Annotated in this window: 9 protein-coding genes and 1 pseudogene; 5 read left to right on the forward strand and 5 right to left on the reverse strand. The window is 41.0% G+C overall.

Annotated elements, in window-relative coordinates; genetic code table 11:
• Nucleotides 1–34: 34 nt before the first annotated feature.
• Nucleotides 35–1,777, reverse strand: coding sequence for an aminodeoxychorismate synthase component I (gene pabB, locus KHA99_RS00690; protein ID WP_213115516.1), 1,743 nt, complete (start codon nucleotides 1,775–1,777; stop codon nucleotides 35–37).
• Nucleotides 1,767–2,348, reverse strand: a complete 582-nt coding sequence (locus KHA99_RS00695) for an anthranilate synthase component II (protein ID WP_213115517.1) — start codon at nucleotides 2,346–2,348, stop codon at nucleotides 1,767–1,769. Before KHA99_RS00695 ends, pabB begins: the two co-directional genes overlap by 11 nt.
• 1,166 nt (nucleotides 2,349–3,514) lie before the next feature.
• Between KHA99_RS00695 and KHA99_RS00700 the strand changes: the two genes are divergently transcribed.
• Nucleotides 3,515–4,054, forward strand: coding sequence for an NADPH-dependent FMN reductase (locus tag KHA99_RS00700; RefSeq protein ID WP_213115518.1), 540 nt, complete (start codon nucleotides 3,515–3,517; stop codon nucleotides 4,052–4,054).
• A 47-nt stretch (nucleotides 4,055–4,101) separates the two neighbouring features.
• On the opposite strand, the pseudogene KHA99_RS00705 reads toward KHA99_RS00700, so the two are convergent.
• The 3 genes and pseudogenes from KHA99_RS00705 to KHA99_RS00715 form a co-directional block, all read right to left on the reverse strand.
• A pseudogene (locus KHA99_RS00705) lies at nucleotides 4,102–5,237 on the reverse strand (SLC13 family permease).
• A 143-nt stretch (nucleotides 5,238–5,380) separates the two neighbouring features.
• Nucleotides 5,381–6,724 carry a TldD/PmbA family protein gene (locus KHA99_RS00710; protein WP_213115519.1) on the reverse strand — a complete coding sequence of 448 codons (1,344 nt, stop codon included), beginning with the start codon at nucleotides 6,722–6,724 and terminating at the stop codon, nucleotides 5,381–5,383.
• Nucleotides 6,725–6,727: 3 nt separating this feature from the next.
• Nucleotides 6,728–8,116, reverse strand: coding sequence for a TldD/PmbA family protein (locus KHA99_RS00715; protein ID WP_213115520.1), 1,389 nt, complete (start codon nucleotides 8,114–8,116; stop codon nucleotides 6,728–6,730).
• A 322-nt stretch (nucleotides 8,117–8,438) separates the two neighbouring features.
• On the opposite strand from KHA99_RS00715, the gene KHA99_RS00720 reads away from it, so the two are divergent.
• The 4 genes from KHA99_RS00720 (at nucleotide 8,439) to KHA99_RS00735 (ending at nucleotide 12,952) form a co-directional block, all read left to right on the forward strand.
• Nucleotides 8,439–9,119, forward strand: a complete 681-nt coding sequence (locus tag KHA99_RS00720) for a GntR family transcriptional regulator (RefSeq protein WP_213115521.1) — start codon at nucleotides 8,439–8,441, stop codon at nucleotides 9,117–9,119.
• Nucleotides 9,120–9,306: 187 nt separating this feature from the next.
• Nucleotides 9,307–10,713, forward strand: coding sequence for a dihydropyrimidinase (gene hydA / locus KHA99_RS00725; protein ID WP_213115522.1), 1,407 nt, complete (start codon nucleotides 9,307–9,309; stop codon nucleotides 10,711–10,713).
• A 143-nt stretch (nucleotides 10,714–10,856) separates the two neighbouring features.
• Nucleotides 10,857–12,191 (forward strand): MFS transporter, encoded by a 1,335-nt coding sequence (locus KHA99_RS00730; protein WP_213115523.1) that lies wholly within the window; start codon nucleotides 10,857–10,859, stop codon nucleotides 12,189–12,191.
• Between the two features lie 20 nt (nucleotides 12,192–12,211).
• Nucleotides 12,212–12,952, forward strand: a complete 741-nt coding sequence (locus tag KHA99_RS00735) for a maleate cis-trans isomerase family protein (protein ID WP_213115524.1) — start codon at nucleotides 12,212–12,214, stop codon at nucleotides 12,950–12,952.
• Nucleotides 12,953–13,133: the final 181 nt, after the last annotated feature.

Below are 13,133 nucleotides of genomic sequence, written 5' to 3' on the forward strand. Positions count from 1 at the left end.
GGAAGGTGCACGTGCACTCCTCCTCATAAACGCGTTAAACTAATTGTACTTCCATCCATTTACGGACACTGTTAATAAACCAGATTTTCTCGCTATTATACAGATCTGCAAGCGTGAGTGTTTTTTCTTGGATCTCACCATTTTTTATAAGAATATCACGAAAAGTACCAGCTAATAGTCCGCTTTTTATGGAGGGTGTCCATAATAATCCGCCTATTTGCAAAACGATGTTCCCATTTGTAAATTCCGTTAATTCTTCATCTGCATTCCAAAGAATGACATCGAAAATGTCACCCGGTTTTTTCTTCTGGAATTGCGTATAAATGTCACGATACGTTGTCTTATGATATAGAAATAGGTGTTCCTTGGTAACTGGTTTGTCTGCAAGAGTAACCTTTACGACAGAATCCATTTGGTTAATAGGACTACCTTCGATTGAAAACTTGCCTTGCTGGTCCAAGCGAAGACGAACTTTCAATTGACCAGTATTATGGTTAATTGAAAAATCATTCAAAGTCCTTCTGATACCATCAAAATCAAATGGGAAAGCGAAGTATTCTGCTGAGTTCTTCAAGCGTTGGAGATGCTCATCTAATAAAAAGAAGCTGCCATCGTCCAATAACAAACTTTCTAACAATTGAAACTCCGGACTGTCCGCTTCAAGCAGACCTGCTTTAGTGAGAATTTCTTCATACTCGCCAAGAGAGGTAGAATCCCAAGTGATTCCACCACCCACACCGTAGGTGGCCTTACCTGAAAGATGATCAACCAAAACGGTTCTAATTGGTACATTAAAAATAGCTTCCTTGTTCGGCGTGATATATCCAATCGCACCGCAATAAACATCACGCGGTTCTGTTTCCAAATCGGAAATGATTTTCATCGTGCTAATCTTAGGTGCGCCTGTTATAGACCCGCATGGAAAAAGGGCCTTAAATATATCAACGAGTTTGATATTATCAGCAACCTCTGCCGTTATCGTTGAGGTCATTTGATGTACGGTCGGATAATGTTCTATTTCAAAAAGCTTTGGAACTGAAACTGTGCCCGGCTCGGCGATCATCCCTAAATCATTTCGCAATAGGTCCACAATCATCAGGTTCTCTGCCCGGTTTTTTTTCGAATCGAAAAGCCAGTTCGAATTTGCTTTATCTTCCTCCAATGTTTTTCCTCTTTTTATTGTACCTTTCATCGGCCGGGTTGTGATATGACTGCCATTCCAGTGAAAAAACAATTCAGGAGAGGCTGATAAAATACTCTGATCACCAGTATTAATGTAAGCACAATAATTCGATGACTGAGCTTTTTTTAGTTTTTCAAAAAAAGCAAGATCGTCTCCTTGAATGTGTGAGTTTAACCTAATCGTATAGTTGGTCTGGTATGTATCGCCGCATTCAATGGATTGTTTAATGAAATCTATCGCTTGATAATACTGATCCATATTAACAGACGGAACCCAGTCCGTATGTGTATAGTCGCCGTTACTGCTAACCTGTTGATAGATCGGTTCTTGAAAAATACCAAACCAAAGCAGGGGATAGCTGCCGCCATCCACAACTTTAAAAGCCGAATCAAAGGCTGGCGCACTTTCATATGACAGAAACCCCGCTGCATAATAGCCATTGTCCACCCATTCTTGAAGGCGTTTAAAGCTTGGCAATACCTCTGCAATTGTCTGAGCCACAATAACCTCAATTGGATTTTGAAATGCAAGCGGCTTAATTTCCCCAGATGAATCGGCAAATTCGAAGGTTAATAGAGGTGCTTTATGTTTCATTTGTCTTTTCCTTTATAAAAAAATTTCGGAGCATGTCCATTCCGTTTTCCGTTAAAATAGATTCTGGATGAAATTGAACGCCTTCCACTTTATATTCCTTATGGCGAAGGGCCATAATTTCCCCGTCCTCACTTCTAGCACTAATCTCTAAGCAGGGGGGAAGGGTGGATTTTTCGACTATTAATGAATGATATCGTGTGACTTGAAATGGTGAAGGCAGTCCTGTGAAGACACCACGCTTGTCATGCTTGATGAAAGAAATTTTTCCATGCATTGGTTTAGCAGCTTTAATAACGTTTCCGCCAAATGCTTGGGCAATGGTCTGATGCCCAAGGCAGACACCCAATATAGGTATTTCCCGATGAAATCTTTTTACAACTTCCAAACATAGACCAGCGGTATCTGGATTTCCCGGTCCGGGAGAAATCAAAATAAAATCAGGCTGCATGATTTCTATTGTTTCCAAGGTTAACTGGTCATTCCGAATCACCACTACTTCTTCACCGATATTACGGATGTATTGGACTAAATTGAACGTGAACGAATCATAGTTGTCGATAACTAAAATCACAGTAACTAATGACACCACCTAGATTTAAAAAATGTCCCTTTTCTAAAAGAAATTGTTTTTCCATATTAAAGCACTACTTTAGGATAAAAATAACTTATTTCCTCTTATACTTCCATGTGCTTGAAGACTTGCACAAGGTAATAAAAGACTTTCTACACCGAACACTTGGTAAAATCACCAGTTTGGCAACCAATTAAGGGTATTGATGCCCGAAACTGTGCAAAATCCATCGGTACGGTAACCAATTAAGGGTATTGAAGCCCGAAACTGTGCCAAGTCCATCGGTACGGTAACCAATATAGCGTATTGGCGCCCGAAACTGTGCAAAGTCCCTTGGTACGGTAACCAATAAAGCGTATTGGTGCCCGAAACCGAGCAAAATCTATCGCTACGGTAATCAATAAAGGGTATTGGTGCCCGAAACCGAGCAAAATCTTCCGCTACGGTAATCAATAAAGCGTATTGGTGCCCGAAACTGTGCCAAGTCCATCGGTACGGTAACCAATAAAGCGTATTGGTGCCTGGAACTGTGCAAAATTCATCGGTACGGTAACCAATAAAGGGTATTGGTGCCCGAAACCGAGCAAAATCTTCCGCTACGGTAACCAATAAAGCGTATTGGTGCCCGAAACCGAGCAAAATCTACCGCTACGGTAATCAATAAAGCGCATTGTTGCCTGGAACTGTGCAAAATCCATCGGTACGGTAACCAAGAAAGCGTATTGGTGCCTAGAACTGTGCAAAATCCATTGGTATGGTAACCAATAAAGTGGTATTGGTGCCCGAAACCGAGCAAAATCCACCGCTACGGTAACCAATAAACGCTCAAGGGAGAAATTCACCAACATGGTTGCAATTTAAAACTGCAAAGTTTACGAAAACCACCTAAATAATAAACAAAATTCAAATATTAGTATACAATCACATGGAGTAATTAGTAAACTTGGCCTGTTTTTTCTGCTTAACTTTAAGAGATATTTTTCCAAAAGGTGAAAGTTTTTCTTTTAAAATAAAGGGGTTATCAAATATTAAAATGAGTAATTGGTCCTATTAGTCCTCGAGTAATGGATTTTGCTGTTAGGCACCTTTGTTGAAAGTTAAAATTTTTATACCTATAATCTTTTAAGTAAACGTTTTTTATTACTACATAAAGAGGTGTGACAAAAATGAAATTAGTAGCAATTGTGGGAAGTTTACGGAAAGATTCTTATAATAGGGGTTTGGCAGAAACGATTAAGGAGAGGTTTGTTCAAAACATTGAATTAGAGATTCTTGAAATCGGACAACTTCCGCATTATAACCAAGATGATGAATTTAATCCTTCTGAGCTTGTATTGGAGTTCAAGAGAAAGGTTAAAGAAGCTGACGGTGTTATTATTATTACTCCTGAATTCAACTGGTCGATTCCTGGCGTGTTAAAAAATGCGCTTGATTGGCTGTCCCGAGTCGATAAAGTCTTGATTGGAAAACCGGTTATGACCGGCGGTGCTACAATGGGCATAGCAGGAACACTGCGCGCCCAACTGCAAATACGTGAAATCTTAACAGCACTTCAGGTAAAGCTATTACCACCTGTAGGAAACGAAATTCTTATCAGCCAGGCACATACGAAATTCGATGAAGAAACAGGACTTCTGAAAGAAGAAGCAACTCTGAAATTCGTCGATGATGTCGTCGAAAGATTCGTCGCTTTCATTAAAGAATAAACTCATTTAAACTGTAAAACGCCGGGGGCAGGGCTCCCGGCGCTGGTTTATACACCAATAAAATACTGGATAAGGGTTATTCCTGCTAGAAACGCAAAATTATAAATGCTGAATTTTATTAAGTATTTCTTATTTTCTTCTGGAAACTCCCTAATGAATAGTTTATATGAAATGACACTTGCCAGTGAAGCAATAATCGTGCCAAGTCCCCCAATGTTGACGCCTAGTAATAACGGCTGCCAATCTGACGTGAATTTTGCCAGCAGGAGGGAGGCAGGAACATTGCTGATGAATTGGCTTAAAAGAATCGAAGTAAAGAAAACAGAATGTGAACCGTCAAGACTTTCACTTGCAAACGTGTTTACGATGCTGGTATTCGCTATATTTCCGATGAAAACAAAAAAGCAAATAAACGTAATTAACAAGGTATAATCTATTTTTCTCAATAAATGAATATCTAGTAAACAAACTGCAGCTAACGTTAGGAATAAGGCAAGCTTGTCACTAACCACACCAAAGATAGAGGCAATGATGACGGTAAACACAATTCCCCAAACCACCGCTTTTTTTCTTCCCTCTAAAGTAGAAGCCGGAAACACAACATTTAATTCTTTCCCTTTTAGTCTCATCAATAGAATTCCAAGTAAAACAATTCCCAAAATAGCTAATAGAAAAATCGTTCCGAAAAACTGTGAAGGTTTAATTCCGTAATAAGTAAAGATGAACAGGTTCTGCGGATTTCCCATTGGTGTCAGGCTGCTGCCTAGATTGGCGGCGATAGTTTGCAGGATAATCGTTTCCATCATGTTGATCTTCATCTTTTTGCTAATAATCATTGTTAACGGTACAAAGGTTATTAAGGCTACATCATTGGTAACGAACATCGAGCAAAAGAAGCATAAAAAAACGAGAATCCTGATACTTTTTTGCTAGTATGGCATTTATTTAAAATTGAAATCGCGAATTTGTCTAATAGTTTCAGTTCCTCGAAGGCCTTACTGACCACCATAAGGTTAAATAAACTAATGATAACCTTGAGATTTATATATTCAAGCTTTGGAGGGTGTAGGAAGCAGCTTGCCAATGCTAATATAAGTGAAACCGTGAATACGAAGTCTTGTTTTAAAAAAGCAACGGGCAAACCTAGTCTTTTCTGTTTTTGAACAACAACATATTCTTTCACAAGAGATCACCAAAAAGGGTAGGATTTTTTCAACAATGATAACATTATGATTAAATCCGATTCCTGTCAATTAAATTTTATAGCCATTAAGCAATGAGGGGCTGACCCCAAGATTAGAGTCAGCCCCATTAAAATTTTCCACTTTATTCTACTGTAACGGATAAAGACTTAATTAACAGGGACGGCGACCCGATTGGTGAGAGAGGGAAGGTAAGGTCGGAGCCTATTTTCTCCACATCAGTCAAAAGCTGATAGAAATTCCCCGCGATCGTCATAAGATTGACCGGAAAATGGACCTTTCCGTCCTTTACATAAAATCCATTGGCGGCAACAGAAAAGTCACCGGATACTTGGTTCGCACCTGAATGTAAGCCGGATAAACTGGTAATCAACACGCCTTCGGCCATCGTAGAAACCAACTCTTCCAGAGATGATTCTAAAGGAAGAATATAAAGATTGGAAGGACCAACCTTGACGGCACCTTTATAGGAATCTTTCTGGGCATGGCCGGTTGTGACCGTTTGGTCCTTTTTAGCTGTTTTTAGATTATGGAGGAAGGATTGCAATACCCCAGATTCCACCAAGGTAAGTTTCTCCGTTGCTACTCCTTCACTGTCAAAATTCCTGCTGCCAAGCCCTTCTTCAAGGAATGGATCATCGACGATTGTTACCATCGAACTCGCTATTTGCTTACCCAGTTTATTTTTAAGTGAAGATAACCCCGCTTGAGTGTTTTCCGCCGAAAAATTATCGGAAAAAGTAGCCAGCAGGCTGGCGGCTGCATCATTACGTAACAGGACAGGGTAATCCTTACTCGTAATATTTCTCGAACCCAACTGTGATAAGGCTTCCTCAGCTGCTCTTTTAGCTATCTCCTTGGCATCCAGACTTTGGAAGTCCTTCGTTACTTTAAATTCAAAGGATGTCTTGGTTTCCTCCCCATCTTTCACAATCGCTTCCACCATGACATACAAATAATTCATCTGATCACTCAAGGACAATCCTTTATTATTGGAAAGGCTTTTGGTTACCGATGTAGTACGAATTAAACAATAATCTGTTGCCACAATTCGCGGGTCCATTGCCAGCAATTCACGTTCCACGTCTTTAATAAATTGAATCTTTTCCGGAATGGTTACCTCATTTAAGGCGGTAGAAAAAAAGTGCCGGTCCTCATAAGAGCTGCTGCCCGCAAAAATTTCTTCCACATCCTCGTCAGGCATGAACTCAGCATTTTCTTTTGCATTTTTTAATAGAAAGGGGATAGAGGCATCATCTAATTTTTCCGTATAGGCGTAACCCATTTTCCCGTCAATAATACCACGGAAAGAAACACCGCCGTCTTCCGCGATTTCGTATTGGTCGATTACGCCTTTAAAAATTTGGCAGCCAAAAACTTCTTTCCTTTCAAAATATATTTCTACATCTGAAAAGCCAATCGCGGCAGCTTCTTCAAATAGCTTCACCTGAAATTCTTGAATCCTCATCTCTTATTCCCCCTTTGTCCCGCCAACAGTGATTTCACTTACCCGAATCATTGGCTGGCCGACGTTCACCGGGATACTGCCGCTCAAGGAACCGCACATTCCCGCACCATGCCCCAGATTGTTGCCAACCATATCGACAAGCTGCAAGGTTTTCGGGCCATTTCCAATTAAAGTGGCACCCTTTAAGGGCTTGCCTATTTTTCCATTTTTCACTTCATATGCTTCCATGATGGCAAAGTTGTAATCCCCTGTTGCTGGGTTGACCTGGCCGCCGCCCATGTACTTGGCATATATTCCATTCTCAGTCGCCGCGATGATTTCTCCCGGTCTTGATTTGCCTGGGGCGATATACGTATTCGTCATCCTTGAGGTAGGGGCAAAGCGGAAGGATTGCCTTCTGCCGGAACCCGTAGATTCCATTCCCATCCGGCGTGAATTAAATTTATCAATTAAATAGTCTGTTAAAATCCCATTTTCGATTAACACATTTTTTCGCGCCTTTTCACCTTCATCGTCGATGTTAATGGATCCCCATTCATTTGGAATTGTGCCATCATCAATGTATGTAACGATTTCCGGAGCAACTCTTTCCCCGATGCGATTGGCGAATACAGAATTATTTTTCGCGACGGCGGTAGCCTCTAAGCCATGTCCGCAGGCCTCATGAAAAATTACCCCTCCAAACTCATTATCAATAATCACAGGGAATTTGCCGCTCGGGCACGGGCTGGCATCGAGCAGGGTTACGGCAATCCGGGCAGCTTCGTTGGCATAAAGATCGAGATTTAAGTTTTCGATAAATTCAAAGCCGCTATGGGCACCCGGTCCGTAAAATCCAGTTTCCATTTTATTGCCGCTTACAGCAACGGCTTGGATGGCCAGTCTTGAGCGGACCCGTTTGTCTTCGGCCCATTTTCCTTCCGAATTGGCAATTAGAACATTCTGTTCTTCGTCCATCAAGCGGACAGTGACTTGAGAAATACTAGAATGGTAGTTTTTGCAAGTATCTGATGCCTTTTTCATGACGGCAATTTTTCGAGATTTAACGACCTCTTGCGGCATCATTTGGATCGGGTGGAGCGTCCCGTACGCCTCTTGAACAAATGGGGCAGGGGAAATGACACTGTTTCCTTTAATGGCTTGTGCCGCATTTTTCGCAGCCTTCACCAGACCGTCCTTGCTGAAATCAGTGGTATAGGCATAGACACTTTGCAATCCCTTAAATACACGGATCCCAACCCCAAAATCACGTCCGGAGAGGGCGGTTTCAATTTTACTGCTTCTTAACGTAATGTTATTGGTAAACCGATCCTCTACAAAGATCTCAGAAAAATCGCCGCCAGTGGATAAAGCTGCTGTTAGTACATCTTCAATTAATGATTGACTTAGCATGATGACCTCCTATGTATTTTATTTTTCTACATTAATATCAAACTACAATGTAATAGTCGGAAGAGGGCATGTCTTGGTTTCGCATTTAAAATGTTTTTTTATCGACAATTATTTCAATTTTTTTGTCGACAAAAATCTGTTTACAAAACTGATGGAATTTTGGGAAAATTTTAATAATAGTTATTGGATTTACCAATTAAACGTGATACTATATTTTTGTGGATTATAACATTTTGATTAACAAATAAAACTATGTTTAGTAAAGATTGCTAGTTTTAGAGATTTTTAAGTGTCGACAGACTACAGAAGGTGGTGAGGAAAAATGGATTCATTTTCCATTGAAAAACCGGTCCGGTATTACGATCAAGTCTATAACACGCTAAGAGAAATGATTGTCCAAGGGGACTTAAAACCTGGTGATAGTATATATGAAGCGAGAATCGCCAGAGATTTAAATATCAGCAGAAGTCCTGTCAGGGAAGCGGTCCGCGCTTTGGAAAAAGAGGGATTATTAGCCATTGATGAAAAGTCAAGGATCACTGTCTATAAACCAACTTTGAAGGATATCGTGGATATTTACGAGTGCCGGATGGTCTTAGAGTCATTGGCTGCTAGATTAACAACCAGGCTTGCCACAGCCCAGGAACTGCAGAATATCGAAAAAACAGTCATTGATTCGAAGCAATATTTGGACGTAGAAGGGGAGCGGAACAGACAGGCTTTAATTGCCGAAAATGGACGTTTTCACGAATTAATCATTAAATACAGCCAAAATAGAAGATTAAAGAAACAGCTGAGAGATCTACACTCATTAAGTCACTATTTCAGAACCCTAAACTTTCAAGGTGAGAATAGGGAATGGATTGTGTATAACGAACATCAGGATATTTTAGCGCAAATGAAACGAAGAGATGAAGACAAGGCAGCATTTATGATGAACAAACATCTCGAAACCGACTTGGAGCATCTGAAGGAAATTTTCACTAGATACACTAAAGAATAGAAATATAAGAAGGTCATCACAAGGATAAATGCATCATATTTTAAACTGTCGACAGACTACAGATGATTCTGGACCTTATTGCTCTAGGCGCCAGAGGATTTTTTGCAGAACTTGGTGATTTCAACTGTCGACAGGCGACACAAAATAATTATTTTAAAGAAATCCACACGAAAGGATTGAAGACAAGTTGAAAACCATTATTCAAAATGGAACCATTGTAACTGCTACTGACATTTATAAGGCAGATATCCTTATTGAGAACGGGGTCATTACCGGAATTACAAACCATTATTCAGCAGCTCCAGATGCCAATGTCATTGATGCAAGCGGGCAATATGTGTTTCCTGGAGGAATAGATGTACATACTCATCTTGCCTGGCCATTCCAAAGCACTGGAACGGCTGACGATTTTGTAAGCGGAACCAGAGCGGCAGCGGCAGGCGGGATTACCAGCATCATTAATTTTACCAATCCTAAAAAAGGCCAGACACTTCTTGATAATTTACAAGAATGGAAGAAAAAAGGTGAGTCGTCGCTAATCGACTACGGTTTTCACTCCATAATTAGCGAATACAACGAACATGTTCTGGAGGAACTACCGATCCTCGCAGATAAAGAAGGTATTACTTCTATTAAACTATTTATGGCCTACAAGGGCGAGTTGATGGTGAATGACCGTGAAATGTATAAAATCTTGAAAAGAGCGGGGGAAGCAGGGATTATCACAAATGTCCATGCGGAAAACGGCGATATTATTGATGAATTAATTGCGGAGTCTCTTGCAAAAGGAAATACCGAGCCTATCTATCATGCCTACACAAGACCGCCGATTACTGAATCAGAGGCAACCGGAAGAGCGCTTGCCATCGCAGAAGCAGCCAATGCTCCAATTTACATCGTTCATGTAAGCTGTGCTGATGCACTTCAAAAAGTTGCAGAGGCAAAAAAACGCGGGGTGCAAGTAACCGCGGAAACATGCCCTCATTACCTTGTTCTTGATGAAAGCTATTTAGAACTGCCAGATTTTGAAAGTGGAAAATATGTCTGTTCTCCGCCGCTTCGTGAAAAATGGAACCAGGACCTTCTGTGGAAGGGGATTGCCTCTGGCTTAATTTCAACGGTAGGGTCGGACCATTGCCCATTCCTTTTCGAAGGACAGAAGACTTTAGGCAGGGACAATTTTGCAAAGATTCCTAATGGTGTACCTGGACTCGAGGATATTTTCTCCATCGTTTATCATTTCGGAGTTAATGAGGGAAGAATATCACTCCAAAAATTTGTCGAGGTCATCTCCACTGGGCCGGCCAAAACATTTGGCCTCTATCCGAAAAAAGGAAGTATCGGAATTGGTTTCGATGCTGATCTTGTCCTATTTAATCCAAATGCTTCAAGGGTCATTACTCATAAAAAACAATATCAAAATGTTGATTACAATCTTTACGAAGGTATGGAAATCAAGGGTACCATTACTCGGGTGCTGTCACGTGGCGAGGAAATTGTCCGCGACGGATATGTCATTGGGGAACAAGGCCGTGGAAAGTTTCTGTTCAGAAATAAGGTTTCAAAAGTTCATTCAACAGTATCAGCGATATAAAACTTATTAATAACCCCCTAAGATGTGTTATCGAATATGAAAGGAGGTGAGGGCTGACAAGTAATTCGATAGACGCACAACACATCGTCCATTGGTTTCGTTTTTTGTGGAAAATCAATGAAATCTATTAAAGGGGGATTTTTATGCAAGGTGGAACTGGTCTTAAAGCTTCAAAAAATCCAAATGCGGCACTCGCTGCCAAACCAACGAATGTACGCTGGCGCGTGTTTATTATGCTACTTGCGCTTGTCACGATTAACTATGTGGACCGGGCAGTTTTATCGATTGCCATGCCTGCTATTCAAAAGGATCTAGCATTGGATCCAGCTCTTGTAGGAGTAATCTTAAGTTCTTTCTTCTGGGGTTATGCCCTTATGCAAATACCTTCTGGGTGGCTTTCGGATAAAATTCGTCCGGATAAAGTGGTCTATGGTGCAGCGCTAAGCTGGGGAATTGTCCAAACCTTAACAGGATTTATTAATGGACCAAAAATGTTGATGACGCTCCGTGTGTTATTGGGAATTACAGAAGCACCGGTAATGCCAGGATCGTCAAAATTGCAGGCAATTTGGCTGAGCAAAAGCGAACGGGGCCGCGGCGCTACCATCATTGATAGTGGTGCACCACTTGGAACAGCTGTAGGAGGACCGATTATTGTTGCCTTTATGGCCTGGTTTGGCGGCTGGCGAGGTGCATTGATCGGCGCAGGTATTTTGACTATCGTTGTTGCCTATCTTGTCTGGAGGGTTATCAAAGGCGGACCTAATGCCAACCCAAAAGTCAATGAAGCAGAGCGCGAATATATCAGAAAAGCACTTGAAGAAGAATATGAAGAGCACAAGCGTAATGCCACTGGTCTAAAAATAGGTCCAAAGGACTACTTAGCCGCAAGGAATTTCTGGTGCATGTGCCTTGGCTGGTTTTCGTTTAATACCGTTTTCTATGGGCTGATGACTTGGGGGCCATCTTATCTGGCACAAACACAAAACCTTGACATTAAAGCGATTGGCGGATCGATTTTAATTATTTTTGGTGCTGGGTTTATTGGTGAAATTATCGGCGGATTGATTACGGATAAATGGCGCGAAAAGGGCGGCAATGACAATACCGTTATGCGAACCATGCTGTCCATCGCCGGTATTATGACTGCGATCTCAATTTTCCTTTTAACTAAGTCAACTTCCGTAACCATGGCGATTACGACACTTTCCTTTGCACTATTCTTTCTGCGCTGGGGCGGCTTATATTGGAGTGTTCCTGCAGCCATTTCACAGCGCGAGCATGTCGGAACTGTCGGCGGATGTATGAATTTTGCCGGGAATATTGCCGGTGTCATTACACCTATTTATATCGGTATTATTGTATCGACAACAGGTTCCTATTTCTTAGCCCTTATGGTGTTCGTCTTTGCCGGAATTCTCTTGGCAACAGTATCTAGCTTAATTAACTACAATAAGAAAATTGGCACAGTCAATTAATGAAGGAGGAAAAAGTAATTATGTCAGAACCAAAGAAAATCGGAATGCTTACACCGTCGTCCAATACGGTTTTAGAGCCTATCTGCTCCAGAATGTTATACAATGTACCGGAAGTGACCTGCCATTATGGACGTTTTGAGGTAACAAAAATCTCACTGGAACAGGATGCTCTCAGCCAATTTAATTTTGAACCGATGCTGCAAGCAGCTGAACTGTTGGCCCATGCAGAAGTAGATGTGATTGCCTGGAACGGGACATCTGGCGGATGGCTTGGCTTTGATATGGATTATAAGCTTTGTGAAGAAATTACAAAAAGAACAGGTATCCCGGCAACAACTTCCATGCTGTCACAGGTAAGAGCATTTAAAGAACATAATATTAAAACGATCCACATGGTTACGCCATATATCCCAGAAATCAATAAATTAATTGTTGAACAATATAAAAAGCATTGTAATGTAGAGACGGTTAATGTTTCTGGACTTGCCCAAACTGTCAACCGTTCTTTCAGCCAAGTTTCACAGGAAAGAATTGAGGAACAGATTAAGGAAGTATGCGTGACGCCTGCAGATGCTCTAAGTGTGGTGTGTACAAACTTCCCTGCGGTTGGAAAAGTAGAATACTATGAGGAAAGGTATGAAATCCCAATGTATGACACTATCAACGTGCTAATCTGGGAGTGTTTAAAAATGGTCAATGTCGATCCTGCCAAAGTAAAGGGTTGGGGAAAACTGTTTTCAAGGGTAACAGTAAACAACTAATACTTTTTCATGAGCATTTCAACCTGGCGGGGTTGGAATGCTCTTTATTTTTAAAGAAGTAATTGGGTGCTGCATGGTGTTTTTTCGTCTTCACTGACGACTCCATACATTTTACGGGACAGAAGTTTGGCGCCCCAACCCCGATGTATACCACTTTCAATGACAATACCAATATAAATTA

The sequence above is a fragment of the Neobacillus rhizophilus genome, assembly GCF_018343535.1.
In the GTDB taxonomy this organism is placed as follows: Bacteria; Bacillota; Bacilli; order Bacillales; family Cytobacillaceae; genus Neobacillus; species Neobacillus rhizophilus.

Excerpts from the sequence above, each read along its gene's own strand:
- KHA99_RS00730 (WP_213115523.1), top strand. The coding sequence starts at position 10,857 with ATGCAAGGTGGAACTGGTCTTAAAGCTTCAAAAAATCCAAATGCGGCA.
- KHA99_RS00710 (WP_213115519.1), bottom strand. The coding sequence starts at position 6,724 with ATGAGGATTCAAGAATTTCAGGTGAAGCTATTTGAAGAAGCTGCCGCG.
- KHA99_RS00735 (WP_213115524.1), top strand. The coding sequence starts at position 12,212 with ATGTCAGAACCAAAGAAAATCGGAATGCTTACACCGTCGTCCAATACG.
- KHA99_RS00700 (WP_213115518.1), top strand. The coding sequence starts at position 3,515 with ATGAAATTAGTAGCAATTGTGGGAAGTTTACGGAAAGATTCTTATAAT.
- KHA99_RS00720 (WP_213115521.1), top strand. The coding sequence starts at position 8,439 with ATGGATTCATTTTCCATTGAAAAACCGGTCCGGTATTACGATCAAGTC.
- KHA99_RS00715 (WP_213115520.1), bottom strand. The coding sequence starts at position 8,116 with ATGCTAAGTCAATCATTAATTGAAGATGTACTAACAGCAGCTTTATCC.
- pabB (WP_213115516.1), bottom strand. The coding sequence starts at position 1,777 with ATGAAACATAAAGCACCTCTATTAACCTTCGAATTTGCCGATTCATCT.